The organism is Patulibacter sp. NPDC049589, from assembly GCF_040675535.1.
Taxonomy (GTDB): domain Bacteria; phylum Actinomycetota; class Thermoleophilia; order Solirubrobacterales; family Solirubrobacteraceae; genus Patulibacter.
The window spans coordinates 1-26,458 of record NZ_JBFAPC010000052.1; the positions used below are offsets into that span (position 1 = coordinate 1).

Genomic DNA, 26,458 nt, shown 5'->3' on the forward strand with positions numbered 1-26,458 from the left:
GTCGCGTCGCGCCCGGGCCGCGTCGGCCCGGGCGTCCCGCAGCGCGAGCCGGTCCGCCGTGGTCATCGCCGGGACGTCGCCGCCCGTGCCGGCCGGGACCCGCGCGGCGGCGGACCGGGCGTCGCGCACGGCGTCGGACAGGGCCTCCGCCTCGGCGATCGCCTGGTCCAGCCGCTCGCGCAGCCCGTCCCGCTCGACGCGCAGCGCCGTCGCGACCCGGTCGGCCTCGGCCAGCCGCAGCGTGCACTCGTCCGTCCGGGACCGCGCGTCGGCGGCCGCGGCCGTCGCCGCGTCCGCCCCCTCGCGGGAGCGGCGCAGCGCGACCTCGGCGCGCGTCAGCGCGGACTCGACCGACGCCCGCGCCCGGGCGTCGGCCCCGGCGGAGCGCCTCCGGGCGGCGTCGCGCTCGTCGGCCAGCCCGGCCGCGCGCTCCTGCGCACGGCCGAGACGGTCGGTGAGCACGTCGACCCGGCGGTCGGCGTCACGAGCGGCCGCCAGAGCGGCGTCGAGCAGCACCCGCACGTCCGGCGACATCTGCAGCCGGTCGGCCTGTGCGGGCTCGACGTCACGACGGCGACGCGGTCCCGGCTTGGACGGCTCGAACCCCGCGGCGCGGACGGCCACGGACAGCGACCCGTCGAACGGCCGCTTGGCGGCGTTCAGCGAGGGCCAGGCCGTCCCGTCGGCGCGGCCCTGCCGGTAGCGCTCGATGCGCCACGTCTGGCCGGACCACTTCGCGGACGAGGGGTTCCAGTCGGCCGCACGGGGCGGCTCGTCGTATGTGGCGACCCATTCCTGGATCGCGTTGATGATCGTGTCGCGAGTCCACGCGATCCGGCTCCGGCTCGCCTGTGACGAGCCCCTCCGGACCGTGACCCCCGCGACCGTCGCGGGAGCCATGTGGATCTCTCTCGCTAGCGGTTGTGCGTGATGAAGGCGGAGTGGCGGCGCCGGAGCTTGTGCTCGTGCGGCTGCATGTCCCCGACCAGGGCGTACGTGTTCGAGATGCCGCAAGGGGCATCGACGAAGCGCGTGGTGCTCTGCCAGGTGGTGGACATGACGTCGTCGAACCTAGTGGGCCGGGCCGGGATCCGCAACCGCTTCCGCGCCACGTCGCGGAGGGTTCGAACCCTTCCGGGGCCCGGAGCGTCCGACGGCGCGTCGAGTTCGGAACCCCCACGGTGCAGAAGTCGACGAGGCCACCGGCATGGGCCAGCCGTCCGACGGCGCGTCGAGTTCGGAACCCCCACGGTGCAGAAGTCGACGACGCCACCGGGCCGGGCTCGAACCAGGAGACCCCACCGGCGGGTCGTCGCCGGTTCGCCGCCGCTCCGCCGATTCCCGGGCCAGGAGGGCTTCGTCGGCGCGACGACGGGCGAGGCGTCGGTGATCCTCGCCGCCGTGCAGGCCGCGTTGGCGACCGACGGGATCGAGCTGCGGGGCGCGGCGAGGCTCGGGGCACCCGCAGGGGGGCGAGAGCCCGCCGCGGTTTGGACCGCGGTCCTCGCGGGCACCCTTCCGGGGATGCCGCCGACGCGCCACGTCCTCCCCTGCCCGGACCACCGGATCACCACGTCCGCGCCCCGCGACGTCACGCCCCGCGACGTCATCTAGGGTCCGCGCCATGGAGCACGGCTTCCGCGCCGCCCCCGGGCGCACCCCCTTCTCGATCGGCGTCGAGGAGGAGCTGATGATCGTCGACCCCGACGACGGTCACGCGCTGGTCAACGCGATCGAGCGGCTGCTCGGCGAGGCGCCCGTCGGCGAGGTCAAGGCCGAGCTCATGGAGTCGGTGCTCGAGATCGCGACCGAGCCGTGCCACAACACGGTCGACGCGGGCGAGCAGCTGCGCTCGCTGCGCAAGCACGTGGCCGGCCGCGCCGCCGAGCACGGCCTGTCGATCGCGTCCGCTGGGACGCACCCGTACGCGCGCTGGGAGGACCAGCGGATCGCCGCGCGCGACCGCTACCGCGACCTCGTCCGCGAGCTGCGCTTCGTCGCCCGGCAGGAGCTCCTCTTCGGCCTGCACGTCCACGTCGGGATCGACGACCCCGACCAGGCGATCCACGTCGCCGACGGCATGCGCGTGCACCTGCCGATCCTGCTGGCGCTGTCGGCGAACTCGCCGTTCTGGCGCGGCGACCGGACCGGCCTGATGTCCACTCGCACGTCGATCTTCCGGGCCTTCCCCCGCGTCGGCGTCCCCACCGCGTACGGCTCGTGGGACCGCTACGAGCGCGAGACCGAGTTCATGATCCGCTCCGGCGTCATGAGCGATCCGACGTACGTCTGGCACGACGTCCGGCCGCACCCGACGTTCGGCACCGTCGAGATCCGCGTCTGCGACGGCCAGACCCGTGTCGAGCACACCCTCGCGCTGGCGGCCCTGATCCAGGCGATGGTCCACGAGCTCGCGTCGCACCACGACGACGGCACGCCGCTCGGCGACGTCCCGTGGCAGATCCTGGACGAGAACAAGTACCTCGCCGCCATCCACGGCCTCGACGGCGAGCTCGTCGACCTGCCCTCCAGCGACCGCGTCCGCACGAAGGACCTCGCCCGCCGGCTGCTGGACCGCCTGCGTCCCCACGCGCAGGAACTCGGCTCCGAGAACGAGCTGGAGGGCATCACCGACCTGCTCGAGCGCGGCACCGGGGGCGACCGCCAGGTGCTGGTCTACGACGCGAACAAGGACCTGCGCGAGGTCATGGCCGAGATGTCGGCGCTGACCGTCGAGGGCTGACGGCGGCCTCCCGAACCGGCCCGCGTGCCTCGTCCACGACGGCCGGAGCCATGACCCGCGCGCCCGGACGTGGCGCGTGACCGCCTTTCTGGCGGCTCGACGGTCCCTCTGAATTATGCGGCGCCAAGCCGAATCGGTCATCCTCCGTCCATGAGCACGATCGGGTCGCCCGGCGGATCCAACGGGACCAAGGCTCGCGACCCGCGGACGGACGGGTTCCTGCTCGTCGGCGCGATGGTGGCGATCATGTGGGTGGCCGAGGTCATCGACACGATCGCGGACCACAAGCTCGACCAGTACGGCATCAAGGCGCGCGAGATCGGCGGCCTCGACGGCGTCGTCTTCAGCCCGTTCCTCCACGCCGGCTTCGGGCACCTCCTCGGCAACACCATCCCGTTCCTCATGCTCGGCGCCCTGATCGCGTTCAACGGCGCCGCGCGGGTCGGCCTGGTGACGCTGATCGTCGGCGTCGTCGGCGGCCTGGGCACCTGGCTGATCGCCCCGGACCACTCGGTGACGATCGGGGCCAGCGGGATCGTGATGGGCTACGCGACGTACCTGATCGCGCGCGGCGTCTTCAGCCGGCGGATGATCGAGCTCGTGCTCGGCGGTGTCGTCGCCGTGCTCTGGGGCGGCATGCTGCTCGGCAGCCTGATCCCGCACGACAACGTGTCCTGGCAGGCGCACCTCTGCGGCGGCATCGCCGGCGTCCTCGCCGCGCGGATGCTGACGAAGGACCGCAGCGCCGAACGCGACGTCCGCGCGCCGCACCGCTCCGCGGTCGACGCGCTGTAGGCCCCGCGCGGGCTCCTCCCACGACCCGGACACGACCCCGGGGCCCGGACGCCCGAACCGCGCGAGGACCCGGTGCCGGCGCGGCGTCCGTGGCGCGGACGCCGCCCCGCGGCGCCCCCGGGTGCCGCTCGACTACCGTCCCGGGGCGTGCAGCCCATGGCCGAGCGCAGCGACAAGTGGTGGGCGGAGCTCACCGTGGGCCACGCCGCCGGCGTCACCCGGGCCCGCGCCGCGGAGGCCCGCCGGACGACATTCGGGTGGATGCTCAGCACGCCGGCCGCGGCGAACGTCTGGGCCGTCAACCGCGCCCAGGTCGTCCCCGGCGCCGGAGGCCTGGACCCCGCCGAGACGATCACGGCCGTCGAGGCCGCCCACGACGCCGCGGGCCTCACCCACCGGGCCGTCGACCTGCGCTCCCCCGGGGACGCGCGGCGCCTGACCGCGGTGCTCCAGGCCGCCGGCTACCTCGTCGTCCAGCTGACGGTGCTGGCCGCCGACCCGGCCGACCTCGTCGAGCGCACCCGGCCGCGCCCCGGCCGCCGCTGGACGGTCGCGCCGTACGGCCCGGGCGCCGGGCAGGACGTCCGGCGGGCCGCCGGCGCGATGGAGACGTCGCGCTCCGAGCGCGAGCGCGAGCAGGTCGCCACCCAGTGGTCCGTGGCGCCCGCCGAGGGTGCGGCCCACCTCGTCGCCCGGTCGGACGTCGGCGAGGCGGTCGGCGTCGCCGTCGTCCACCGCGCGAGCCTCCACGTCGAGGTCGACGACGTCCTCACGCACCCCGCCCACGAGCGCTCCGGCGTCGGGAGCGCGATCCTCCGCGCCGTGGGCGGCCTGGCCCTCGAGCGCGACGTCGGCCGCATCACCCTCCTGGCGGACCCCAACTCCTACGCGGCGGGCTGGTACGCCCGGCTCGGCTTCCGGCAGATCGGCACGACCGTCCAGGCTTACCGCGACGCGGCGGTCTGAGCCGGACCCCGCGGACCACGGCCGGGCGGCCCGGCCGGGCCTACCGCCCCCGCATCCCGCCCTGCGGGAGCCCGGCGCCGTAGCGCTGCCAGTCCAGCAGTGCGACGTTCTCGCGCGCCGTGCGGCCGGAGAGGTCCTCGTAGTCGCGGAACATGCCCTTCAGGCGGCGCAGGCCCTCGCCCGGGCGGGAGGCGAGCTCGACCGCCAGGGCGATCGCGGCGGCCTCGGCCTCCTCGGTCGGGACGACGCGCTCGGCGAGGCCGATCCGCCCGGCCTCCTCCGCTCCGACGACCCGGCCGCTGTAGATCAGGTCCTTCGCCCGCGCCAGGCCGACGAGCGGGACCAGGCGGGCCGGGCCGACCGGGACGCCGAGCTTCGCCCCCGCCCAGGCGAGCTTGAGGTTCTCGCCCGCGACGCGCAGGTCGCACGCGGCGGCCATCTCGGCGCCGCCGCCCACGACGTTGCCCACGCAGACCGCGATCGTCGGCACCGGCAGGTCGGTCAGGCGCTGGTAGACGCCCGCGAAGCGCTCCATCCGCGCGATCCCGCCGGCGCGGTCGAGCTCCTCGGCCACGTCGGCGCCGGCGCAGAGCGCGCGGGTCGAGGTGGTCGACAGGACGACCGTGCGCAGGTCCGCGTCGGCGGCGAGCTCGTCCAGGGCGGCGGTCAGCTCGTCGAGCGACGCGGTGTCCAGGGCGTTGCGGCGGTCGGGGCGGTCGAGGCGCAGCACCTCGACCCCGTCGGCGGCGCGTGCTCGCAGCAGTCCGGTCATCGGCGGGGTTCTATACGATCAGGACCCATGCGCCGCCTCATCGTCCTCGCAGCGACCACGCTCGCAGCGCTCTCGGCCATTGTCGTTCCAGCCTCGGCGAAGATCGACAGCGGCCAGGGCCTCGTCGGAGAGAACAACGACCTGATGGTCACGTTGTTCGGCTTCGCCATCCTCATCGGCATCCCGGCGTTCGCGCTGCTCGCCACGCTGATCCAGTCGCGCCTCGACAAGCGCAAGTACGCCCGCCTCGCCGCCGTCCGCAATCGCAAGGCGACGAGCGACAAGCGGCTCGGCTGGTAGCCGCCCCCGCGGGGTCGTGACGCCGGCCCGCGCCGGCGCCCCCCGCACCGGCCGCCCGACGCCGCCGCCCGCCGGTCCTACCGACGGACGGAAATCGGGCCCGCGTCCTGGTTGACGGTCACGTCAACGTCCCACGGACCCGTTCCCCGTGGGGTACGCTCGCGCCGATCGATCGCGCGCGGGCCGCCGCGCAGAAGGGACGCACGCATGGCCTATCTGGTCACGGGAGCAACGGGGTTCATCGGCCGCCATCTGGTGGCCACCCTGCTGGAGAAGCGGGAGGGCGACGTGCACCTCGTCGTCCGCGACGCGTCCCAGCCGAAGGTCGATCGCCTGATCGCCGGCTGGCCCGAGGGCGCCGCCGAGCGCGTCAAGGTCGTCGTCGGCGACCTGGAGAGCCCGGCGATGGGCGTCGACCCGACCTGGATCGACGAGCACCGCGGGCAGATCGACCACGTCTTCCACCTCGCGGCGATCTACGACATGACCGCGTCGGCGGAGCGCAACGACGCGCTGAACGTCGAGGGCACCCGCCACGCGGTCGAGCTCGCCAACGTCCTGGAGACGGGCTGCTTCCACCACGTCTCCTCGGTCGCGGTGGCCGGCGACTTCGAGGGCGTGTTCCGCGAGGACATGTTCGACGAGGGACAGCCGCTGCCGGCGCCGTACCACCGGACGAAGTTCGAGTCCGAGCGGATCGCCCGCGGCGAGACCCTCGTCCCGTGGCGGGTCTACCGCCCCGCGATCGTCGTCGGGCACTCCGAGACCGGCGAGATGGACAAGATCGACGGGCCGTACTACACGTTCGGCCTGATCAAGGCGATGCGGAAGCTCCCGGGCTTCATCCCGCTGATGGCCCCCGACATGGGCGCCACGAACTTCGTGCCGGTCGACTACGTGGTGAACGCGATGGACCACATCGCGCACGAGCCCGGGCTCGACCAGCAGGCGTTCCATCTGACGAACTCGCGCCCGCAGCCGTTGGTCGAGGTCATCAATCTCGTCGCCAAGGCCGCCCGCGCCCCGCGCCTGTCGCTGCGCCCGCCCGGCATGCCGCCGGTCGACGTCCACAAGGGCCTCCTCGGCGCCGCCCTGCGCGCTCCGGCCCTGGCGCCGCTGCGCCGGATCCTCCTGTCCCCCACCGGCATCCCGGACGAGGTCCTGCCGCATCTGAGCTTCGTGCCGGTGTTCGACGCGCGCCGCGCCGAGCAGGCCCTCGTCGGCTCCGGCGTCACGCTGCCGCGGTTCAAGGACTACGCGGCCGTCCTCTGGGACTTCTGGGAGCGCAACCTCGACCCGGCGCTGCACAACGACACGAAGCTGCGCGAGGCGATGGTCGGTCGCACCGTGCTGATCACCGGCGCATCGTCGGGCATCGGCGAGGCGACGGCGCTGAAGGTCGCGCTCGCGGGCGGGACGCCGCTGCTCGTCGCCCGGACGCGGTCGAAGCTCGAGGCGCTGAAGCGTCAGATCGAGGCGCACGGCGGCACGGCGTACGTCTACCCGTGCGACCTCAACGACCTGGAGGCGATCGACGAGCTCGCCAGGACGGTCACCCGCGAGCACCGCGTCGACATCGTCATCAACAACGCGGGCCGCTCGATCCGCCGGTCGCTGAAGCTCAGCCTCAACCGCTTCCACGACTTCGAGCGGACGATGCAACTGAACTACTTCGGCTGCATCCGCCTGATCATGGGCGTCGTCCCCCACATGGTCGAGCACGGCGGCGGGCACGTCGTGAACATCAGCTCGATCGGCGCGCAGACGTGGCCGCCGCGCTTCTCCGCCTACGTGGCGTCGAAGACCGCGCTCGACGCGTGGACGCGGATCGTCGCCGCCGAGATGCTCGGCGCGAAGGTGACGTTCACGACGATCCACATGCCGCTCGTACGCACGCCGATGATCGCGCCGACGAAGCTCTACGACCGGGTCCCGACGATCACCCCGGTCGAGGCCGCCGACCTCGTGTCCAAGGCGATGGTCGACAAGCCGAAGCAGATCAACACGCTGCTGGGCACCGCCGGCGAGGTCCTCTACGCCGTCGCGCCGCGCGTCTCCGACGTGATCCTGAACATGGGCTACCGCGTATTCCCCGACTCCGCCGCCGCGCGGGGCTCGGAGAACCCCGACGAGCGCGCCGGGGTCGAGATGCGCGTGCTCGCCGCGCTGACCCGCGGGATGCACTGGTAGGAGCGCCGCCGACGGCGCTGCGCGCCCGCCGGGTGGCGCGCGACGCCTCGGGGTCCGCCGGTCACCCCTGGGAACGACGAAGGGCCGCCCTCGGGCGGCCCTTCGGTGTCACGACGGTCGACACGACGGTGGTCGTCTGAGAGCGGGTGAAGACCGAGCAGGTCGGGGCCGGCGGTGCGAGAGCTGTACGCCAGTACTGCCGAGTGCCGCCCGGTCCGAGATGCGATGCGTCAGCGCCCGCTCTCAGGCGATCGCCTAGATGCGGACCCGCGAGGCGAGGCCGTCGGTGAGGAGCTGGATCGAGGCGCGGAAGAGGTCCAGCGCCTCGCGGTCGCCGATCGCATCGCGGCCGCCGCGCATGGTCGGAGCGTCGTCGGAGCCGCCGGCTGAGATCTGCTCGAGCGACTGGAGCGTCTCGGACCATTCGGCGTCGAGGCGGGCCGCGCCGCGGAGCTGCCAGATCAGGGCGGGGACGAAACCGACGCGCTCGTCCTCGGGGATGCCGGCGTCAGTGAGCGGGCGGCTCAGGGCCTCGAGCCACTGCACGATGCCCGGACGGCTCAGCGCCCGGCCGTGGAGGTGCTCGGCCAGGCCGGGCACGCTCAGGAAGACGCCGTAGCTGCGCTGGGCCAGCTCGGCGATCTGCTCCTGCCACGTCTCCTCGGCGCTGTGGTGGTCCATCCCGCCGAGCGCGGCCTCGAGGACGTCGTCGACGAGGGTGTCCTTGCCGGCGACGTGCCGGTAGGCCGCCATGGTGGAGACGCCGAGCTCTTCGGCGAGCCGCCGCATCGAGAGGGCGTCGAGTCCGTCGCGACGGGCGATCGTGATCGCTGCGTCGACGACCAGCGCGCGGCTCAGGCGCTCAGCCTGGGGCGCACGCGGCGAAGAGGTGGTTGCCTGAGAAACCGAATCGTCGTGCACCAGATGGAGACTACCGATCCGTAGGCCGTCTTTCGCCGTACGCAGAGCGTCAGCAGACGTTCGTACGATGTCGACAGCTTGTCGCGAAAACGACAACGTCGCCGACACGTACTAACGAGTAGCCCTCCACGATTGGGCGCACTCATGTTCGACCCTGTTCATGATCGACCATGGACGGGGCCAGACGCCCCCGCCTCAGACACGACGACGTGTGCGAAATATCACTCTTGATCGGCCTCGCGGGCGCGTGCCGCGTGCAGCTCCATGAGCCCGCGCTGCAGTCCGCGGGGGTTGGCCGGGTCGCGCGGCCGGACGCGCTCCCAGCCGTCGTCCGGCCGCAGCTCCCAGGAGCCGTCCTCGTCGGTGAACGCCCGGTCCAGCGCGTCCTCGAGCTCCTCGCGGGCCGCGACGTCGGACACCGGGACGACGAGCTCGACACGGTTGTCGAGGTTGCGCTCCATGATGTCGGCCGAGCCCATGAGGACCGTGCGGTCCTCGCCGCGCCGGAACGCGTAGATCCGGGAGTGCTCGAGGAAGCGCCCGAGCACCGAGCGCACCCGGATAGTCTCCGACAGGCCCGGGACGCCGACCCGCAGGCAGCAGATGCCGCGCACGTTGATGTCGATCGGGACGCCGGCCTGCGAGGCACGGTAGAGCGCGTGGATCGAGGCGCGGTCCACGAGCGAGTTCATCTTCAGGCGGATCCGCGTCTCCTGCCCGGCCCGGTGGGCCTCGACGGTGCGCTCGATCTGCTCGATCAGGCCGTCGCGCAGCCCGTTCGGCGCGACGAGCGCCTTGCGGAAGCGCCCCGGCTTGGCGAACCCGGTCAGCTGGTTGAAGAGGTCCGCGACGTCCTGGCCGAGCTCCTGGTCCCGGGTGAAGAGCCCGAAGTCCGTGTAGAGGTTCGCGGTCTTGGCGTGGTAGTTGCCCGTGCCGATGTGCAGGTAGTGGCGGACCTTCTCGCCCTCGCGGCGGACGACGAGGATGACCTTCGCGTGCGTCTTCAGCGCCGGGTGACCGTAGACGACGTGGACGCCGGTGTCCTCGAGGACCTGGGCCCACTTGATGTTGGCCTGCTCGTCGAAGCGCGCCTTCAGCTCGACGAGCGCGACCGTCTGCTTGCCCTTCTCCGACGCGCGGACGAGCGCCGGCAGCAGCGTCGAGTCCGCGTTGGTGCGGTACACGGTCATCTTGATCGCGAGGACGTCGCGGTCCGCCGCGGCCTGGTCGAGGAAGCGCTCGACCGAGGTGTGGAAGCTGTCGTACGGGTGGTGGACGAGCACGTCGCCGCGGCGCATCGCGGCGAACACGTCGGCCTGCTGGTCGTCGCCCTCGCGCAGCCGCGGGTGGGTGACCGCGCGCCACGGGTCGTCCAGCAGCTCGTTGTGGCCGGAGACCTTCACGACCTGCCAGAGCGCCGTCAGGTCCAGGAGCCCCGGGAGGTCGTAGACCTGGCGCTCCTCGACGCCGAGCTGCTCGACGATCTCGGTGCGCAGGGCGCCGGAGACGCTGCCGTCGATCTCGACGCGGACGATCTCGCCGAAGCGGCGGTTGCGCAGCTCGGCCTCGAGCGCACGCTTGACGTCGTCAGCGTCGTCGGAGATCTCGAAGTCGGCGTCGCGGGTGACGCGGAACATGCCGCGGTCGAGGATCTCCATGCCCGGGAAGAGCGCGTCGAGGTGCGCCTCGACGATCTCCTCCAGCGGGACGAAGACGTGCTCGTGCGGGGACCCGGCCTCGGGCGGCGCGGCGCCCTCGACGACGACCTCCTCGAGACGGTCGACGACCTCGGTCGGCAGCTTGATGCGCGCGAAGACGGTCTGCCGGGTGTCGGGGTCGCGGACCAGGACGCCGAGGTTCAGCGACAGGTTCGAGATGTACGGGAACGGCCGCCCGAGCCCGACGGCCAGCGGCGTCAGCACCGGGTAGATGCGGTTCTGGAAGCGCTCCTTGAGGACCGCCTGCTGCTCGGGGTCGAGCTCGTCGTGGCGGGCGAGGCGGATCCCGTGCTCGCGCAGCGCGGGCAGGATGTCGTGCTCGACCGTCGCCGCGTGCTCCTGCACCAGCGGCTCGAGCTTGGCGCGCAGCTCGTCGAGGACCTGGTCGGCGGTGCGGCCGTCGGGGCCGCGGCGGCGGTTCTCCGCCCACACCTTGGCGTGCAGCCCGGCGACGCGGATCATGAAGAACTCGTCGAGGTTCGACGCGAAGATCGCGGCGAACTTGGCGCGCTCGAGCAGCCGCGTGCCCGGGTCCTGGGCGAGCTCGAGGACGCGGCGGTCGAAGTCCACCCACGAGAGCTCGCGGTTGACGAAGAACTCCGGGGCGGCCGGATCGACGGGCGCGGGCGCCCGGTCGTGGTCCGGGCCGTCGGCGACGACGTCGGGGGTGTCGGAGGCGGGGGCGTCGTCGAGCATGCGGGCCTCGCAGGTTACGGTCGGGTCGGGTCGGGGACGTCAACGTCCGGTGAACCCGACGTGAACGGCGGGGTCGCGACCGCGGCCCCCGGTGGCGGTGCGCCGGGCCTCTCGGCCAGGGCGTACTCCAGGCGGGCGCGGAAGCCCTCGCGCTCGAGCTCCTGCCAGAGCCCGAGGAAGCGCCCGTAGAGCAGCGAGCGGCGGGCGGTCAGGTAGGTCTGCAGCGTCGTCAGGCCGCGGTGCTCGGCGGCGTGCGGCAGGTCGGGGGCCAGCTCCGGGGCGAGGTCCGTGGCGCCGCGGTCCGCGCGCCGCAGCAGCTCGGCGGCGTCGGCGGCGCGTCGCTCCCGGGCGACCTCCGCCACGCGGGGCAGCGCGACGTCGCAGTCGTGGATCTCGCCGATCAGGCCCTGCAGGTCGCGGGCCCGCTTGGCGGCGGTGCGGGCGTAGGGGCCGAAGCACGAGGCGGCGGTGACCTCGAGGACGTAGCGCAGCCGCTTGGCGGCGATCCGCATGTCGTGCAGCGCCTCGACCTCGGCGACGTCGAGCGCGTCGGGGATGAAGCCGCAGAGCTCGTCGAGCCGCAGGCGGACGATCCGCTCGGCGTTGTCGGCCAGCGGGGCGGTGGCGTCGAGGCTCTTGACGCGGCCGGCCTTCATGCGGCCTCCCCCGCGTCGTCGGCCGGCCGCGCGTCGCCGTCGTCATCCGGCCCCGGGTCGCCGTCGTCGTCCGCCGCCGGCTGCAGCTCCGGGGGCACGGCGTCCTCCGCGGCGCGGACGAGCGTCTCGATCCGGTCGCGGAGCGTCTGCGGGTCCAGGCGCTCCAGGGCCGCGGCGAGCGTCGCGTTGCCGGCCTCCTGGTCGGCCCGGACGACGGACATGAAGCCGTGGATGCCGGGGCGGTCGGCCTCGGGCAGCGTCGCCGCGAAGCGGTCCAGGCCCTCGAGCTGGACGTCCGGGTCCCGGCGGGCGCCGAGCGCGTCGGCCAGCGCCTTGACCTCGCGCAGCGTGCGCTTCAGCTCCGCGGGCGGGAAGCACGGCGCGTAGATCTCGAGCACCGCGCGCAGCCGGCGGGTGGCGACGCGCATGCCGTGGACGCGCTCGATGCGGTCCGTGTCGAGCACGCCGGTGGCCTGGGCGACGAGCTCGTCGGCGCGGACACGGATCGTCTCGGCCGCGGCCAGTCCGTAGGGCGTGTCGGCCCGCAGGCCGGGGATCGGCAGGGCCTTGACCACAGACGGAGCGTACCCGCCGTCCGGACGGGGATGCGACCGTCCGGTGAACCTGGTCGACGGTTCGGCCCTGGGGTCGATCGCCGCCCGGCGCGCATCCGCGCGTGCTTCGCGGAGTCCGCGTCCAACGTGTCTGCGGGTGCCCTCGTCCAGGGGGCATCCGGCCTCGATCGTCGGGTTCAGGCTCGTGACGGCATCGTCGCCGGGGCCCGTCCAGATTCTCACCGCCCCACCGGGCTCGGCGCTATCGGGGTGCAGCCCGCACCGCCGGGGTCCAACCGACCGCGGGAGCGACGGGCGTCGTTTGCGGGCCGGCGGCGTCGGTCCACGACAGCGAGTCGGCGTGGAACGTCAGCTCCGGTGACGTCGCGCGTCCCACGGTGCGGTCTCCGCGGTCGTCGGAGAGCGCGACCCGAGGCCCCTCCGGTGACCCTTCGAGCCAGGCGATCGCCCCCGCCCGGGCCGTCAGGCCGGGGACGATCGGAGCCCAGGGGACGCGGTTGGTGACGTCGCTCGCCGGGATCACCGGGAGGGGGTGCCCTGGGGTCTGGAGCGCTCCGGGGAGGGTGCGCGACTTGCCGGTGCGAAGGTCGGTCAGCTCGACCACGTAGGCGTTGGGGCCGCTGTAGTTGGACTCGCGCAGCCGTTCGATCGCCAGCCACGGCCCCATCTGCATGAGCCTCGTGGTGGTCGTCCCGGAGGAGTACGGGCCACCGGGCGCGCCGCTGCTGCCGAACGGGTCGACGACGACGCGAACGTCCTCCCCGGTCTGCGGGTCGCACACCAGGACGCGCTCCCAATAGGTCCCTTCGCCCATCCCGTCCCACCCGCCACCGACTCCGCGGGCGATCTGCAACCGGCCGAGCGGCCGCCACGTCCCGGAGAACAGGGCGGGGCACGTGCCGGGGCGGGCGGGCCGGAAGCGCTTCGGGATCGCGCTGTCGCCGAAGACGAGGTGCTGGTCGTCGAGGAACGCGACGGTCGTGGAGCCGGTCGACGCGCGGTCTCGCGGAATCGCGACCGACCTCGCCCGCCCTCGTCGCGGCCACACGAACGCTCGATCGACGTCGCCCCTCTTGCCGTTGGTGGGGAGGACCCACGTCGCGGTGCCGTCCGCGTCGACGAGTATCCGGCCGTCGGACGCCGAGGTGGCCGAGGTGTCGGCGGCACGAACGCGTCGCACGGCCGTCGCTCTGCCCTTCGCGACGCGTGCGACGTTGACCGTGCCGTCGCGGCCACGTCGGGCGGTGCGCCACGCGACGTAGGCACCGTTGACCGTGGCCGCCTCGACCTCGTGGCCGTGCCGCAGAACGGGGAGCGCGACGGTCGGCGTGCGGCCGGCACAGACGTACGGGCGCCGGCCCGTCGTCTGGACGGCCAGGTCGTACGTCGCGACGAGCCGCGTGGCGGGACCAGGCCGAAGGTCGACGTCGACCTCGTCCCCGTCCTCGACGCTGCGCGTGCCCCAGGTCATCGTGACTGCTCCCGCGTCCGAGGCGGCCGCGCAAGGTCTCGCCGCCGCTCCCGCCGGCGGGACGCCGACGGCGAAGGGCCCGAAGGTCAGCGCCGCGGCCGCCAGCCCGAGGCCCGTAGAACCTGATGAGACACGTTGGGATGAGCGCATGGAGCCTGCCGGTGCTGACACGGGACGGGACGACATGGTCTGGAACCCCTCGGAACCCGGCGAGTTGCGTTCGGGGGAGATGGCGGACGCCATCGAACGCGAGAACGTCGAGAGCGCAAGCGCCACGTCTGCCGAGGTACGTTCGTCGGGTGCTCCCGGACGACCTGCGGCGATACGCCGATGCCGCCGGCGAGATCATCGCCCGCGAGTTCCAGGAACACCCCGTGGCCGGGGCACTCGATCGCGTCGTCGTGCGGTGGTTCTGGGACGGCCCACCGACGTACGTGACGGTCCATGGCCTCGGTCTCGACGATCCGGCGCCCGACCCGTTCGACGCGTGGTCTCCGCTGGAGTGGCCGAACATCGCCCGGGAGGACGGGCGAGCGGAGCGGATCTGGGTGGCCCCGGAGTTCGTGGCCGCCAGCGAGGGCCTCGCGGAGCGCTTCGGCCGGGACGAGTTCGGTGAGGTGACGGTGCTGGAGGCGACGGAGGGCGAGGACCACGTCCCAGCGCTGATCGAGGGGCTGCGGGGGCTCGCGGGTCGGCTCGACGCGCTCGGGGTGCGTCGGACCCCGGACCTCGCGGTCGCCGTCTGCCACTTCGAGGGTTGGGGATGGGAGGACACGCTCCCCCAGCTCAACGATCCCGCCGTGCTCTCGTCGTTGTCCGCTCGGGGCCTTCCGCTGAAGGAGCTCGAATAGGCGCGAGAGCGCCGAGGCGGCGGCCCGCGACCGGCGACCACGGTCTCGCGCCGGTCTGCCGCGCCGCAGGGCGGCGACCCGGACTACTCCCAGCGGAAGGTCGCGGCGGCGGCCGTCATCGAGACGACCGCCCAGAGCCCGAGGACCGTGAGGTGCTCGAACGGCACGTGGTGGCCGTCCTGCAGGACCTCGCGCAGGCCCGAGGAGAGCGCGCCGCTGGGCAGCAGCTCGAAGGCGCCCTGCGCGCCGCCGAGCTCCGACAGCGGGAACATGATCCCGCCGAAGACGAGCAGGACGAACCAGAGGATGTTGGCCAGCGCCAGCGTCGTCATCGCCCGCAGGGCGCCGGCGATGAGGAACGCCAGCCCGCAGAAGGCGGCGGTCCCGAAGGCCATGAGCAGCAGGACCGAGATCGGGTCGCCGTGCGGGTGCCAGCCCAGGGCGAGGCCGACGGAGACGAGCAGCGCGATCTGCAGCAGCTCGACGACGAGGACCGCGCCCGTCTTGCCCAGGAGCAGCACCGCGCGCGGCAGCGCGGTCGCGCCGAGCCGCTTGAGGACGCCGTACTGGCGGTCGAAGCCGGTCGCGATCGCCTGGCCGGCGAAGGCGGCCGACATGATCGCCAGCGCCAGGATCCCGGGGACGAAGAAGTCGGCCCGGCGGCCGTCGACGTCGATGAAGGAGAGCTTCGTGCAGACGACCAGCAGCCCGAGCGGCACGATCAGCGAGAGCAGCACCTGCTCGCCGTTGCGGAGCATGAGCTTCAGCTCCATCCACACCTGCGCGCGGACCATGCTGCCGAGGCTCGCTCGGCCCGGCCGCGGCGTGAACTCGCCGACGTCGTCGGCGGACGCGGGGGTCACGGCGCTCACGCGCGGAGCTCCCGGCCGGTCAGCTCGAGGAAGACGTCCTCGAGCGTGCGCTGCTTGACCTGCAGGCCGCCGAGGAGCACGCCGTGCTTGGCGCACCACGTGGCGACGCCCGCGACGAGCTGCGGCGTGACCGGCCCGACGACGAGGTACGTGCCCGGGGCGGGCTCGTGGACGAGGCAGTCCTCGGGCAGGTCGTTCGCGAGCGCGGCGACGTCGAGGCCGGGCACGGCCTGGAAGCGGACCTCGCGCTCGGCCTGGCCGCGGATCAGCTCGTCGCACGTACCGGTGGCGATGACCTTGCCGTGGTCGACGATCACGACGTCGTCGGCGAGTCGCTCGGCCTCCTCCATGTCGTGCGTGGTCAGCACGATGGAGACGCCGTCGCGGCGCAGGGCCTCGACGATCCGCCAGGTCTCGTGGCGGGCCTGCGGGTCCAGCCCGGTGGTCGGCTCGTCGAGGAAGACCATCTCGGGCCGGCCGACCAGGGCCATCGCCAGCGACAGGCGCTGCTGCTGGCCACCGGACAGCCGCCGGTAGGGGGTGTTCTGCACCGACGTGAGGCCGAGGCGCTCGAGCAGTGCGTCCGGGTCCATCGGGTCGGCGGCGTAGGACGCGACGAGCCGCAGCATCTCGCCGCAGCGGGCGGCCTGGTAGACGCCGCCGTTCTGGAGCATCACGCCGATCCGGGGGCGCAGCTCGTCGTTGTCGGCCCGCGGGTCCAGGCCGAGCACGCGGACGGTCCCGCGGTCCGCGCGGCGGAAGCCGATGCAGGTCTCGATCGTCGTCGTCTTGCCGGCGCCGTTGGGGCCCAGCAGCGCGAGGACCCGCGCGCGCTCGACGCGCAGCGAGACGCCGTCGACCGCGGTGCGGTCGCCGTAGCGCTTCACGAGACCGTCGATGACCAGCGCGGGGCCGACGGGGACGGGGCGCGACGCCGCGCTCACCGGGGTCGGATCCACGGCGACGTCAGCTTCGGGGGCTCGGGCGTGGGTCAGGCGCAACCCGACCATGATGCCCGAAACAGGACACCCGACGAGGCGTGCCCGGGCGTGAGGGTCCCCTCATCGAGCACCCTGTGCGACGCGTCACCGATCGGCGACGAACGTCGGCGGCGGGCTGCCGACGACGGTGATGGCGCCCGCGAACTCGGCCCGCAGCGGGGAGCGCTCCCACTCCTCGCGCAGGAGCCCGAAGACGTTGACGTCGAGGTAGTCGTCTCCGTGGCGGTGGTAGCCGCGCAGCACGCCCTCCTGCCGCAGGCCGACGCCCTGCAGCGCACGGGTCGAGCGCTCGTTGACGGGATTGGAGTAGGAGCCGAAGCGGTGCATGCCGAGCAGCTCGAACGCGAGGTGCTGCAGCAGGGCCTTGGACTCGCGGTTGGCGCCGGTCCCCCAGAAGTCGCGGCCGAACCAGGTGCCGCAGACGCAGCGCCGGTCGCGGACCGAGAACTCGTAGAGGCCCGTGATGCCGGCCGGGCCCAGCTCGTGGTGGACGGCGAGCAGGTCGAGCTTGAAGCCCAGGAGCCGCTCCTCCGGCAGGCCGGCGAGGAACCGGCGGGGCTGCGCGACGTCGGTGTACGGGCCCCACGAGAACCAGCGCGTGACCTCAGGATCGGAGGCCAACCGGAGCAGCTCCTCCGCGTCGTCCTCGGTCGGGATCCGCAGGGAGAGGGTCGGGCCGCGCAGCTCGAAGGGCATCGGGCGGCGAGCCTACCGGGGCCTCCGGCCCCGGGACCCGGTGGTGCGGCCCCGCCCGCAGCACCAGCACCTCGCCGTCGACGTGCGCGAGCAGCCAGCCGACGTCGTCGGCCGAGAGGCCGCCCTCGTCGTCGCCACCGGCCGGGACGACCAGCCGGTCGTGGCGCTCCTGGGCGACGAGGCGCCGGATCGCGTGGCGCCGCGTCCGACCCTGCACGACGCGCCCGTCGACCGCGACGCCGGCCCGCGTCAGGCGCCGCTCGACGGCCTCGAGCAGGTCGAGGGCGGCCGAGCCGGCGTCGGGCGTCGGCCGGTCGAGCGCGAGGCCGTAGGGGGTCGGCAGGAGGACGGCGGGGACGACGACGGCGTGGTCGGCGCGCGCCAGCCGCCCGGCGGCGTCGATCGCGGCGCACGGCAGGCCGTCGCCGGTCAGGGCGAGCAGGATCCGGCCAGGCGGGGCCGCGTCCCGCGCGCGGCGGCGGCTCGTCAGCCACGCGACCACCCCGGCTCCGGCGGCGCCGCCGAGGCCGAGGGTGGCGACGACGGCGGCGGCCTCCGCGAGCGGCGGCAGCGCGAGGAACGAGAAGGCGAGGGACGTCAGGTGGAGGGGGTCCATGGGTCAGCGCTCGGATCGGTCGAAGGGGTCCACGGGGCTTCAGCGCTCGGGGCGGTCGCGGCGGTCGGAGACGATGCGGACGTCGACGCCCGGCAGCCGGCGCCACAGGCGGACGGGCAGCGGGTCGCGGGCGCCGGAGAGCGCCGGCGGCAGCCAGGCGGCGGCGCGGCGCAGGCCGGTCGGGGGCCGCGGGACGCCGACGAAGACGTAGGTCGACCCGCGCTCGCGCACGACCCGGGCGGCGGCGACGTCGATGTCGTCGTCCTCGACCACGAGGAGCTCGACGCCGAGCAGGCCGCAGAGACTGCCCAGGCCGGCGAGGCGCTCCTCCGCGGCGGCGGACGGCCGGCGGCCCGGGCGCTGCACGTGGAGGACGTCGACGTGGGCGCGCAGCCGGCGTGCCGAGCGCCACGCCCGCCGCAGCACGCGCTGCCCGCTGCCGTTGGCGGAGACGAGGACGAGGACGCGCTCCCGGACGGCGTCGACGACGTCGTCCCCCAGGCGCGGCTGGTCGAGGTGCTCGGTGCGGGTCCCGACGGGGCCGGCGCCGTCGTCCCGGACGCGCGCGGGCCGCGCGGACAGGCGGCGCGCGCCGACCTCCTCGGCGACCTGCAGGAGCGCGGTCTCGCGCAGGGCCGTCAGGCGCTCGATCCGGAAGAAGTTGTTCAGCGCGGCAGGGACCCGCTCGACGGGGTAGATCTGGCCGTCGCGCAGCCGCTGCAGGAGCGCCTCCGGCGGCAGGTCGATGACCACGACGTCCTCGGCGTCGACGAGCACCCGGTCCGGCACGGTCTCGCGCACGCGGACGCCGGTGAGCTCCATCACCTGGTCGTTGAGCGACTCGAGGTGCTGGACGTTGACGGTCGAGATCACGTCGATCCCGGCGGCCAGCGCGACGTCGACGTCCTGCCAGCGCTTCGCGTGCTCCGTCCCCGGGGCGTTGGTGTGGGCGAGCTCGTCGACCAGGACCAGGAGGCGGCCCGCGTCGGCCGGGGGCGCCACACCGGCGGGGGCCGGCGGGCGCGCCTCCGGGGAGGAGGTCCCGGGGGTCGTCCGGATCGGGGCCGCTCCCCCACGCCCCGCCCGCGCGAGCAGCCCCGGCAGGTCGAGCTCGTGCTGGACGATCCCGCGGTGCTCGAGCGTCCGCCGCGGCAGGACCTCGAGGCCCTCGGTCTGCAGGGCCGTCTCGGCGCGGCCGTGGGTCTCGACGACCGCGACGACCGCGTCCCGGCCCGCGTCCCGCGCGCGGCGAAGGTCCTGGAGCGCCCGGTACGTCTTGCCGACGCCCGGGGCCATGCCGAGGAGGACGGTGTGGCGGCCGCGGTCGTGGGCCGCGCCGCGCTCGCCCCCGGGCGTGCGGGCGTCCGGGGCCGCCCCGGGCGTGCGGGACCCCTCGTCGCCCCGCACCACGCCGCCGTCGCCCGGGGGTCCCATCCCCTACGCCCCCAGCAGCCCGTGGACGACGAGGTCGATGAGCTTGATGCCGACGAACGGCGCGACGATGCCGCCCAGCCCGTAGACGAGCATGTTCCGGCGCAGCAGCGCGTCGGCCCCGACCGGCCGGTACTGCACGCCGCGCAGGGCGATCGGCACCAGCAGCGGGATCACCACCGCGTTGAAGACGATCGCCGAGATGATCGCCGACTCCGGGGTCCCGAGATCCATGATGTTGAGCTTCGCCAGCGGCCCCTCGGAGTCCCCCGGCTTCGCGAGCCACACGCCCGCGAAGATCGCCGGGAGGATCGCGAAGTACTTGGCGATGTCGTTGGCGATCGAGAACGTCGTCAGCGCGCCGCGGGTGATCAGGAGCTGCTTGCCGACCTCGACGATCTCGATGAGCTTCGTCGGGTTGGAGTCCAGGTCGACCATGTTCCCGGCCTCGCGAGCGGCCTGGGTGCCCGTGTTCATCGCCACCCCGACGTCGGCCTGCGCCAGGGCCGGGGCGTCGTTGGTGCCGTCGCCGGTCATCGCGACGAGCCGGCCGCCCTCCTGCTGCTCCTTGATCAGCGCGAGCTTGCGCTCCGGCGTGGCCTCGGCGAGGACGTCGTCGACGCCGGCCTCGGCGCCGATCTTCGCGGCGGTCAGGCGGTTGTCGCCGGTGACCATGATCGTGCGGATGCCCATGGCGCGCAGGCGGTCGAAGCGCTCCTTCATGCCCGGCTTGACGATGTCCTTCAGGTAGATCACGCCCAGGACGCGGCCGTCCTCGGCGACGCCCAGCGGCGTGCCGCCCTCGTTGGCGACGTGGTCGAGGGTCGTCTTCAGGTCGGCGGGGACGGGGTGGGCGGGATTCGTGTCCTCCACCCACCGCACCAGCGAGTCGCCGGCGCCCTTGCGCAGCGAGCGGATCGTCCCGTCGAGCGCCTCGACATCGACGCCGCTCATGCGGGTCTGCGCCGTGAACGGCACGAACTCCATGCTGCCGTCCGGATAGGGCGCGTCGGCCAGCCCGTGCTGCTCCTCGGCGAGCACGACGATCGAGCGGCCCTCCGGCGTCTCGTCCGACAGCGACGAGAGCCGCGCGGCGGCGGCCAGCTCCTGCACGCCGACGCCGGGCATCGGCAGGAACTCGGTCGCCTGGCGGTTGCCGAGCGTGATCGTGCCCGTCTTGTCCAGCAGCAGGACGTCGACGTCGCCGGACGCCTCGACCGCGCGACCGGAGAGCGCGAGCACGTTGCGGCGGACCAGGCGGTCCATGCCGGCGATGCCGATCGCGGAGAGCAGCGCGCCGATCGTCGTGGGGATCAGCGCGACCAGCAGCGCGATGAGCGTCGTCGCGGAGACCGTCGAGCCGGCGAAGGTCACGAACGGCCGCAGGGTGACGACGACGATCAGGAAGACGATCGACAGGCCGGCGAGCAGGATCCCGAGCGCGACCTCGTTCGGGGTCTTGCGGCGCGCCGCGCCCTCGACGAGGGAGATCATCCGGTCCAGGAACGAGCCGCCGGGCTCCTGCGTGATCTCGACCAGGATGCGGTCGGAGAGGACGCGGGTGCCGCCGGTGACGGCGCTGCGGTCGCCGCCCGCCTCGCGGATCACCGGCGCGGACTCGCCGGTGATCGCGGACTCGTCGACCGACGCGATGCCCTCGACGACGGTGCCGTCGCCGGGGATGACGTCACCCGCGTCGACGACCACGACGTCTCCGGGCCGCAGGTCCCCGGCGGCCTTCTCGGAACCGTCCTTCATCCGGGCGCTCGTCTCGGTCCGCATCGCGCGCAGCGCGTCGGCCTGGGCCTTGCCGCGGCCCTCGGCCAGCGCCTCGGCGACGTTCGCGAAGACCACCGTGAGCCACAGCCACGCCGCCACCACGAAGGCGAACCACGCCGGCTGGGCGCCGGGGTCGGGCGGGACCGCATCAGAGGACGAGATGCCGGTCGCCTGGCCGATCCAGATCGCCGTCGTCACGACCGCGCCGAGCTCGACGACGAACATCACGGGGTTCTTGATCTGCACCCGCGGGTCGAGCTTGACGAGGCTCTGGACCAGCGCGGGTCGGAGGATGCTCGGGTCGAGCAGGGAGCGGTCCTGACGCTCGGTCATCGGGTGCCTTCGGTGGTCGTGGTGGTGGTGGGCCCGGAGGCGGTCGGGCCGAACGACCCGGTCCGGGTCGCCCCGGTGGCGTCGGCCGGGCCGGCGCTCGCCGTCGTGCCGCGCATCCCGTCGAGCGCGAGGTTGAGCTGCAGGACGTTCACGCCGGGCTCGCCGAGGACGCCCAGCCCGCGGCCGCTGGTGTGGTCGTCGACCGCGGCGAGGACGCGGTCCAGCGGCAGGCCGCGGACCTTCGCGACCCGGCGCGCCTGGATCCGGGCGTTGGCCTGGGAGATCTGCGGGTCGACGCCCGACGCCGAGTCGGTGACCGCGTCGACCGGGATGCGGCCGACCGTCAGGCCGGGGTCGTACGGGCGCTCGAGCGCGAGGTAGGCGGCGACGTAGCCGTCGATCGCCTCCTTCGTGTCCTGGCCGTTGGGGCCGCGGTTGGAGAAGTACGTGGCGTTCGCGGAGTAGCCCGTGACCGACGGCCGCGACTGGAAGTAGCGGGGGTCGGCGACGAGGACCGGCTCGCCGTCGGCGTCCTTCTTCGGACTGCCGTCCGGGTTCGTGGCCTGGCGGCGGAAGTCCTGACCGATCAGGGTCGATCCGACGGCCTTCCCGTCGCGCTCGACGACCGAGCCGTTCGCGCGGCCGGGCATCGTCGCCTGGCTCAGGCCGGTGACGAGCAGCGGGTAGGCCAGGCCGAGGAGGACCGTGAGGACCACGACGGCGAGGAGGGAGGTGATGGCGTCCTTGCGCATGCGCTCAGGCCTTCTTCGGGGAGTCGGACGGCGGGGTCGGCGCGGCGGCCGACGGGCCGGCCGCGGGGGTGGACGGGCCGGCCGCGGGGGTGGACGGGCCGGGCATCAGTAGAGGTCGCCGGTCAGGGACTGCACGACAGGGCCGAGCAGGAAGGCCGGGAAGAACGTCAGGGCGCCGACGAGCACGATCACGCCGATCAGCAGGACGACGAAGGTCGGGCTGTCGGTGCGCAGCGTCCCGGCACTGATGAAGGCACCACCCGCCCCGGCCCTCTTCCGCACGAGCGACCCGGCGATCGCGAGGACGATCAGGATCGGGAAGCACCGCACGAACAGCATCGAGAGGCCGCCTATGAGGTCCGCGAACGTGATGCCGAAGGCCCCGTGGTTGTTGCCGTCGGGCTGGACGAAGCCGGTGTAGCCCGCGAACGCGGAGCCGTTGTTGTTGCCCTGCGAGAGGGAGGCGTAGAAGGACTCGGAGAAGCCCTGCGGGCCGCCGTTGGAGTTCGAGACCTTCCCGTGGTCGGTGCCGACGGCCAGGGCGGTCGCCGTCAGCACCGCCAGCGGCATGTACAGCGCCCCGAGCATCGCGAGCTTGATCTCGCGCGCCTCGATCTTCTTGCCGTGCAGCTCCGGCGTCCGGCCGACCATCAGCCCGCCGACGAAGACGGCCAGCACGATGAACAGCAGCATCCCGTAGAGGCCCGATCCGACCCCGCCGAAGATCACCTCGGACGAGCCCATGCCGATCATCGGGACCAGGCCGCCGAGCCCGGTCAGGGACTCCATCGAGCTGTTCACCGCGCCGGTCGACGTGACCGTGGTGACGGCGTTGAAGAGCGAGGAGCCGCCGATGCCGAAGCGCTGCTCCTTGCCGAGCAGGTTGCCGCCGGTCGTGCCGTCCGCCGAGGACGTGATCAGGCCCGCGGCGTGCTGCGCCGGGGAGCCGTGCTGCTCGGCGAGCGTGATCACGACGGCGAGGACGACGAACATCAGGGCCATCGCCCCGAAGACCGCCCAGCCCTGTCGGCGGTTGCCGACCATCCGGCCGTAGGTCGCCGTCAGCGCGGCCGGAATCGCCAGCACGAGGACCATCGAGAAGAAGTTGGAGAACGCCGTCGGGTTCTCGAACGGCATCGCCGAGTTGACGTTGAAGAAGCCGCCGCCGTTGGTGCCCAGGAGCTTGATGACCTCCTGCGAGGCGACCGGCCCCCGGAACAGCGTCTGGGTCCCGCCCGCCACGGTGTGCAGGTCGGTGGGTCCGCCGAGGGTCTGCAGCGCGCCCTGCGTGACGAACACCAGCGCGCCGAGGATCGAGATCGGCAGGAGGACGTAGACGACCGCCCGCACGAGGTCGACCCAGAAGTTGCCGAGGCTGCCGGCGCGCCGGTCGGCCGGGTCGGTGTTGCGCGCCGCGATGCCGCGGACGACCGCGATCAGGACGACGATGCCGACGGCCGCGGAGACGAAGTTCTGGACCGTCAGCCCGACCATCTGGGCGACGTTCGACAGCGTCGTCTCGCCCGCGTAGTACTGCCAGTTCGTGTTCGTGACGAACGAGCTCGCGGTGTTGAACGTGACGTCCCACGGGGCGGCGCCGACCCCGCGGTCGCCCGGGAGCGAGCCCTGCAGGCGGAGCAGCAGGTAGAGCAGGAGCCAGGACGCGAACGAGAAGAGCAGGACGCTCGTGGCGTACGCCTTCCAGTCCTGGCCGACCGGGCCGTACACGGGTGCCCCGAGCCCGGACGGATCGGGATCGCCGTCGTCCCCGCGACGCACGGGGTGGGGCCCGACCGTCTTCACCTCCCTCCGGACGCGGATGAGCCGGAGGAGCGTGCGCTCCAGCGGCCCGGCGACGGGGCTGAGGAGCACCCGCTCGCCGGCGAAGACCTTCGCCATGTAGCCGCCGAGCAGCGGGGTGATCGCGACGACGACGGCGAGCAGCAGCGCGAGCTGCACCCAGGCCATCAGATGGCCGCTTTCGTCGAGATCGTGGATGTGGGGTGCGTTCCGGGCGGTGTCCTGAGGTCGCACGGCGCCGAGAGACATGCCGGGGGCATGACTGAGGCGCCGGGGGGCGTCAGGTGCCGTCCGGGACGTGCACCACGCCGCGAGATCGCGGAAGCGGCCATCTAGAGCTCCTCCCCCCGCAGCAGCGCGTACAGGAGGTACGCGCCGACGATCAGGGCGGCGACGAGGCCGAGGACGGCTGACCCGCTCATGCGTGGTCCAGCCCTTCGATGAGGAGCAGCATCGCGACGAAGAAGACGGCCGCGATGCCGACGGCGAGGAGATCCATGTCTCCACGGTGCGCCCCGGCGCGTCAACCCCGTGTGGGGTCTCCGGCGACGGCATCAAGATGCTGTGAAGAGGGGCCGTGCGCCCCGGCACACGCGCGTCGGAACGGCGGCCGTGCGACCCTCGGTGCATGGCGACACCCGGAGACCCGACCACCGGCCAGGGCCCCGACGACGCAACCCTCGTCCTCGTCCCCGACGACGAGGCGGCCCGCTCCCTGGCGGGCGTCCCGGGGTTGCGCACGGCGATCTACGACCCGGCGTCGGGCGACGTCCCCGAGGACGGCCGGGCCGCCGAGGCGATCCTGCTCTCCAACGATCCGGGCCACGCCGACGCGGTCTTCGCGCTGCTGGGCCGGCTGTCGCGGCTGCGGCTCGCCCAGACCCTGAGTGCCGGGTACGAGTCGTGGGACGGGCGGCTGCCGGACGGGGTGTTGCTCAGCAACAACCGCGGGGCCCACGGGGGATCGACCGGCGAGTGGGTCGTCGCGGCGCTCCTGGCGGTGGTGCGGGACCTGCCCGCCTTCGTCCGCAAGCAGGACGCGCGGGAGTGGGATCAGCGCGGCAGCGGGACGCTGCTGGAGACCCGGGTGCTCGTCCTCGGCGCCGGCGACATCGGGCTCAACGTCCGCGACCGGCTCGTCCCGTTCGGGGTCGAGGTGCTGCTCGGCGCCAGCCGCGCCCGCGACGGCGTCCTCGGACCCGACGACGTGCCGGGCGTCCTCGGCGACGTCGATGCGGTCGTCCTCGTCCTGCCGCTGACCGACGCGACCGAGCACCTCGTCGACGCCGCGTTCCTCGGCCGCATGCGGGACGGCGCGATCCTCGTCAACGCCGGACGCGGGGCGCTCGTCGACACCGACGCGCTCGTCGCCGAGCTGTCCGCCGGACGCCTGCGAGCGGCCCTGGACGTCACCGACCCCGAGCCGCTCCCCGACGACCATCCGCTGTGGTCCGCACCGGGCCTCCTGCTGACGCCGCACGTCGGCGGCGTCGTCGACGGCTGGCGCCGCCGCGCCCTGGCCGTGGCCGGCGAGCAGCTGCGCATCTTCGCGGCGGGCGGGCGCCCGGAGAACGTCGTCGGCGACTGAGCTCCCAGCCCGTCATCCTGTCGGCATGACCGAGCTGCGCGCCGGACCCCTGAGCGCCGTCTGGCGCCCCGACGTCGGCATGGTCGGCGCGTCGCTGACGCACGACGGCGAGGAGCTGCTCGGTCAGCGCGGCGGACTCCAGGCCTACCGCGAGCGCGGCTCGGCGTTCGGGATCCCGCTGCTGTCGCCCTGGGCCAACCGGCTGTCCGCGCTCTCGTACCCGAGCGCGCACGGCCGCGTCACGCTCGACCCCGCCCGCGTCAAGCTCGACGGCAACGCCCTGCCGAAAGACGGCGCGATGGCCGGGCGCGAGTGGCTGGTCGAGCACGCCGCGTCCGACTGGCTCGTGGCCTCCTTCGACGCCGACGAGCCCGTCCTCGCGGTCTTCCCGTTCCCGCACAGCCTGCGCGTCTCGGTGCGGCTCTCGCCGGACGCGATGGAGGTCACGACGTCGCTGACGGCCACGGGCGACGTCGCCGTCCCGCGGAGCTTCGGCTGGCACCCCCTGTTCACGCTGCCGGGCGTCGCCCGCGAGGACCTCGAGCTGACGCTGCCGGTCGTGCGCGAGAGCTCGCTCGACGACCGCGGGATCCCGACCGGCCGCGTGCACGTCCCGCACTGGACCGACGGCCCGCTGGGCGACCGGACGCTGGACGCCGAGTACCCGGTGCTCGACGGGGCGCTCGTCCTGCGGGGCGGCGGCCGGCGGCTGACCGTCCGGTTCGGCTCCCCCGAGTACCCGGTCGGGCACGCGTGGGCGCCCGCGGGCGAGTCGTTCGTCGCCTGGGAGCCGATGACCGCGCCGACCAACGCGCTGGTCACCGGCGACGGGCTCGAGTTCGTGGCGCCGGGCGCGACGACCTCGTCGACGTTCGTGGTCGAGGTGGCGCGGGACTGACGCGGGCCGCCGGAGCGTCGGGGCCGGGGCGTCGCGGC

26 protein-coding genes are annotated in these 26,458 nt (G+C 73.7%); 10 read left to right on the top strand and 16 right to left on the bottom strand.

The genetic code is table 11. The features are described 5' to 3' along the window. Both AB0L40_RS11895 and AB0L40_RS11900 read right to left on the bottom strand, forming a co-directional pair. Positions 1–900 (bottom strand): hypothetical protein (locus tag AB0L40_RS11895; RefSeq protein WP_364354024.1); only part of this gene is annotated, 900 nt, incomplete at its 3' end. A gap of 14 nt (positions 901–914) precedes the next feature. Further along, positions 915–1,058 (bottom strand): hypothetical protein, encoded by a 144-nt coding sequence (locus tag AB0L40_RS11900; RefSeq protein WP_364354027.1) that lies wholly within the window; start codon positions 1,056–1,058, stop codon positions 915–917. A gap of 193 nt (positions 1,059–1,251) precedes the next feature. Here AB0L40_RS11900 and AB0L40_RS11905 point away from each other — a divergent pair, with 193 nt between their 5' ends. The 4 genes from AB0L40_RS11905 (at position 1,252) to AB0L40_RS11920 (ending at position 4,504) form a co-directional block, all read left to right on the top strand. Then, entirely contained in the window at positions 1,252–1,614 is a 363-nt protein-coding gene (locus AB0L40_RS11905) for a hypothetical protein (protein ID WP_364354030.1), read from the top strand. 10 nt (positions 1,615–1,624) lie between these two features. After that, positions 1,625–2,743: a carboxylate-amine ligase gene (locus AB0L40_RS11910; RefSeq protein WP_364354033.1), complete on the top strand. Its 1,119-nt coding sequence runs from the start codon at positions 1,625–1,627 to the stop codon at positions 2,741–2,743. Between the two features lie 150 nt (positions 2,744–2,893). Further along, complete coding sequence (locus tag AB0L40_RS11915) at positions 2,894–3,538, top strand: rhomboid family intramembrane serine protease (protein WP_364354036.1); 645 nt, start codon at positions 2,894–2,896, stop codon at positions 3,536–3,538. 156 nt (positions 3,539–3,694) lie between these two features. Then, positions 3,695–4,504, top strand: a complete 810-nt coding sequence (locus AB0L40_RS11920) for a GNAT family N-acetyltransferase (protein WP_364354114.1) — start codon at positions 3,695–3,697, stop codon at positions 4,502–4,504. A 40-nt stretch (positions 4,505–4,544) separates the two neighbouring features. Here AB0L40_RS11920 and AB0L40_RS11925 read toward each other — a convergent pair whose 3' ends face one another. Next, positions 4,545–5,276 carry an enoyl-CoA hydratase/isomerase family protein gene (locus AB0L40_RS11925; protein ID WP_364354039.1) on the bottom strand — a complete coding sequence of 244 codons (732 nt, stop codon included), beginning with the start codon at positions 5,274–5,276 and terminating at the stop codon, positions 4,545–4,547. A 27-nt stretch (positions 5,277–5,303) separates the two neighbouring features. Between AB0L40_RS11925 and AB0L40_RS11930 the strand changes: the two genes are divergently transcribed. Continuing rightward, on the top strand, positions 5,304–5,576 hold the full coding sequence (locus tag AB0L40_RS11930; RefSeq protein ID WP_364354042.1) for a hypothetical protein: 273 nt from the start codon (positions 5,304–5,306) through the stop codon (positions 5,574–5,576). A 207-nt stretch (positions 5,577–5,783) separates the two neighbouring features. Further along, positions 5,784–7,766 carry an SDR family oxidoreductase gene (locus AB0L40_RS11935; RefSeq protein WP_364354045.1) on the top strand — a complete coding sequence of 661 codons (1,983 nt, stop codon included), beginning with the start codon at positions 5,784–5,786 and terminating at the stop codon, positions 7,764–7,766. Between the two features lie 255 nt (positions 7,767–8,021). On the opposite strand, the gene AB0L40_RS11940 is transcribed toward AB0L40_RS11935, so the two are convergent. The 5 genes from AB0L40_RS11940 to AB0L40_RS11960 all read right to left on the bottom strand — a co-directional run bounded on the left by AB0L40_RS11940 (position 8,022) and on the right by AB0L40_RS11960 (position 13,803). Further along, positions 8,022–8,687, bottom strand: coding sequence for a TetR family transcriptional regulator (locus AB0L40_RS11940; protein WP_364354048.1), 666 nt, complete (start codon positions 8,685–8,687; stop codon positions 8,022–8,024). A 221-nt stretch (positions 8,688–8,908) separates the two neighbouring features. Next, the gene (gene ppk1, locus AB0L40_RS11945; protein ID WP_364354051.1) at positions 8,909–11,101 is read right to left on the bottom strand and encodes a polyphosphate kinase 1; all 2,193 of its coding nucleotides are present in this window, start codon (positions 11,099–11,101) and stop codon (positions 8,909–8,911) included. A 14-nt stretch (positions 11,102–11,115) separates the two neighbouring features. Further along, positions 11,116–11,757: a CHAD domain-containing protein gene (locus tag AB0L40_RS11950; RefSeq protein ID WP_364354054.1), complete on the bottom strand. Its 642-nt coding sequence runs from the start codon at positions 11,755–11,757 to the stop codon at positions 11,116–11,118. Further along, positions 11,754–12,332 carry a CHAD domain-containing protein gene (locus AB0L40_RS11955; RefSeq protein WP_364354057.1) on the bottom strand — a complete coding sequence of 193 codons (579 nt, stop codon included), beginning with the start codon at positions 12,330–12,332 and terminating at the stop codon, positions 11,754–11,756. Before AB0L40_RS11955 ends, AB0L40_RS11950 begins: the two co-directional genes overlap by 4 nt. Positions 12,333–12,573: 241 nt before the next feature. Further along, positions 12,574–13,803: a hypothetical protein gene (locus tag AB0L40_RS11960; protein WP_364354060.1), complete on the bottom strand. Its 1,230-nt coding sequence runs from the start codon at positions 13,801–13,803 to the stop codon at positions 12,574–12,576. Between the two features lie 299 nt (positions 13,804–14,102). Between AB0L40_RS11960 and AB0L40_RS11965 the strand changes: the two genes are divergently transcribed. Next, positions 14,103–14,654, top strand: a complete 552-nt coding sequence (locus AB0L40_RS11965) for a hypothetical protein (RefSeq protein ID WP_364354063.1) — start codon at positions 14,103–14,105, stop codon at positions 14,652–14,654. 83 nt (positions 14,655–14,737) lie between these two features. Here the strand turns inward: AB0L40_RS11965 and AB0L40_RS11970 are convergent, their stop codons facing one another. The 8 genes from AB0L40_RS11970 to kdpA all read right to left on the bottom strand — a co-directional run bounded on the left by AB0L40_RS11970 (position 14,738) and on the right by kdpA (position 24,102). Next, positions 14,738–15,448 carry an ABC transporter permease gene (locus tag AB0L40_RS11970; protein WP_364354117.1) on the bottom strand — a complete coding sequence of 237 codons (711 nt, stop codon included), beginning with the start codon at positions 15,446–15,448 and terminating at the stop codon, positions 14,738–14,740. 74 nt (positions 15,449–15,522) lie between these two features. Then, positions 15,523–16,485 carry an ABC transporter ATP-binding protein gene (locus AB0L40_RS11975; RefSeq protein ID WP_364354066.1) on the bottom strand — a complete coding sequence of 321 codons (963 nt, stop codon included), beginning with the start codon at positions 16,483–16,485 and terminating at the stop codon, positions 15,523–15,525. Between the two features lie 126 nt (positions 16,486–16,611). Next, positions 16,612–17,148, bottom strand: coding sequence for a GNAT family protein (locus tag AB0L40_RS11980; RefSeq protein ID WP_364354069.1), 537 nt, complete (start codon positions 17,146–17,148; stop codon positions 16,612–16,614). Further along, positions 17,132–17,839 carry a universal stress protein gene (locus tag AB0L40_RS11985; protein ID WP_364354072.1) on the bottom strand — a complete coding sequence of 236 codons (708 nt, stop codon included), beginning with the start codon at positions 17,837–17,839 and terminating at the stop codon, positions 17,132–17,134. The genes AB0L40_RS11980 and AB0L40_RS11985 overlap by 17 nt, the downstream gene beginning before the upstream one ends. A gap of 39 nt (positions 17,840–17,878) precedes the next feature. After that, complete coding sequence (locus AB0L40_RS11990; RefSeq protein WP_364354075.1) at positions 17,879–19,273, bottom strand: histidine kinase; 1,395 nt, start codon at positions 19,271–19,273, stop codon at positions 17,879–17,881. A 3-nt stretch (positions 19,274–19,276) separates the two neighbouring features. Beyond that, positions 19,277–21,382: a potassium-transporting ATPase subunit KdpB gene (gene kdpB / locus AB0L40_RS11995; RefSeq protein ID WP_364354078.1), complete on the bottom strand. Its 2,106-nt coding sequence runs from the start codon at positions 21,380–21,382 to the stop codon at positions 19,277–19,279. Then, on the bottom strand, positions 21,379–22,134 hold the full coding sequence (locus tag AB0L40_RS12000; protein WP_364354081.1) for a potassium-transporting ATPase subunit C: 756 nt from the start codon (positions 22,132–22,134) through the stop codon (positions 21,379–21,381). Before AB0L40_RS12000 ends, kdpB begins: the two co-directional genes overlap by 4 nt. 105 nt (positions 22,135–22,239) lie before the next feature. Further along, on the bottom strand, positions 22,240–24,102 hold the full coding sequence (gene kdpA, locus AB0L40_RS12005; protein WP_364354084.1) for a potassium-transporting ATPase subunit KdpA: 1,863 nt from the start codon (positions 24,100–24,102) through the stop codon (positions 22,240–22,242). Positions 24,103–24,358: 256 nt separating this feature from the next. Between kdpA and AB0L40_RS12010 the strand changes: the two genes are divergently transcribed. From AB0L40_RS12010 to AB0L40_RS12020, 3 genes are read left to right on the top strand one after another with little or no spacing between them, the layout of a single operon-like run. Then, complete coding sequence (locus AB0L40_RS12010) at positions 24,359–24,502, top strand: hypothetical protein (protein ID WP_364354087.1); 144 nt, start codon at positions 24,359–24,361, stop codon at positions 24,500–24,502. A gap of 60 nt (positions 24,503–24,562) precedes the next feature. Continuing rightward, positions 24,563–25,522: an NAD(P)-dependent oxidoreductase gene (locus AB0L40_RS12015; protein ID WP_364354090.1), complete on the top strand. Its 960-nt coding sequence runs from the start codon at positions 24,563–24,565 to the stop codon at positions 25,520–25,522. Between the two features lie 25 nt (positions 25,523–25,547). Then, entirely contained in the window at positions 25,548–26,420 is an 873-nt protein-coding gene (locus AB0L40_RS12020; RefSeq protein WP_364354093.1) for an aldose 1-epimerase, read from the top strand. Positions 26,421–26,458: the final 38 nt, after the last annotated feature.

Coding starts and splice junctions, on each gene's coding strand:
- AB0L40_RS11900 (WP_364354027.1), bottom strand. CDS start 1,058: ATGTCCACCACCTGGCAGAGCACCACGCGCTTCGTCGATGCCCCTTGC.
- AB0L40_RS11910 (WP_364354033.1), top strand. CDS start 1,625: ATGGAGCACGGCTTCCGCGCCGCCCCCGGGCGCACCCCCTTCTCGATC.
- AB0L40_RS11915 (WP_364354036.1), top strand. CDS start 2,894: ATGAGCACGATCGGGTCGCCCGGCGGATCCAACGGGACCAAGGCTCGC.
- AB0L40_RS11920 (WP_364354114.1), top strand. CDS start 3,695: ATGGCCGAGCGCAGCGACAAGTGGTGGGCGGAGCTCACCGTGGGCCAC.
- AB0L40_RS11925 (WP_364354039.1), bottom strand. CDS start 5,276: ATGACCGGACTGCTGCGAGCACGCGCCGCCGACGGGGTCGAGGTGCTG.
- AB0L40_RS11930 (WP_364354042.1), top strand. CDS start 5,304: ATGCGCCGCCTCATCGTCCTCGCAGCGACCACGCTCGCAGCGCTCTCG.
- AB0L40_RS11935 (WP_364354045.1), top strand. CDS start 5,784: ATGGCCTATCTGGTCACGGGAGCAACGGGGTTCATCGGCCGCCATCTG.
- ppk1 (WP_364354051.1), bottom strand. CDS start 11,101: ATGCTCGACGACGCCCCCGCCTCCGACACCCCCGACGTCGTCGCCGAC.
- AB0L40_RS11950 (WP_364354054.1), bottom strand. CDS start 11,757: ATGAAGGCCGGCCGCGTCAAGAGCCTCGACGCCACCGCCCCGCTGGCC.
- AB0L40_RS11960 (WP_364354060.1), bottom strand. CDS start 13,803: ATGACCTGGGGCACGCGCAGCGTCGAGGACGGGGACGAGGTCGACGTC.
- AB0L40_RS11970 (WP_364354117.1), bottom strand. CDS start 15,448: ATGGTCCGCGCGCAGGTGTGGATGGAGCTGAAGCTCATGCTCCGCAAC.
- AB0L40_RS11985 (WP_364354072.1), bottom strand. CDS start 17,839: ATGGACCCCCTCCACCTGACGTCCCTCGCCTTCTCGTTCCTCGCGCTG.
- AB0L40_RS11990 (WP_364354075.1), bottom strand. CDS start 19,273: ATGGGACCCCCGGGCGACGGCGGCGTGGTGCGGGGCGACGAGGGGTCC.
- kdpB (WP_364354078.1), bottom strand. CDS start 21,382: ATGACCGAGCGTCAGGACCGCTCCCTGCTCGACCCGAGCATCCTCCGA.
- AB0L40_RS12000 (WP_364354081.1), bottom strand. CDS start 22,134: ATGCGCAAGGACGCCATCACCTCCCTCCTCGCCGTCGTGGTCCTCACG.
- kdpA (WP_364354084.1), bottom strand. CDS start 24,102: ATGGCCTGGGTGCAGCTCGCGCTGCTGCTCGCCGTCGTCGTCGCGATC.
- AB0L40_RS12015 (WP_364354090.1), top strand. CDS start 24,563: ATGGCGACACCCGGAGACCCGACCACCGGCCAGGGCCCCGACGACGCA.
- AB0L40_RS12020 (WP_364354093.1), top strand. CDS start 25,548: ATGACCGAGCTGCGCGCCGGACCCCTGAGCGCCGTCTGGCGCCCCGAC.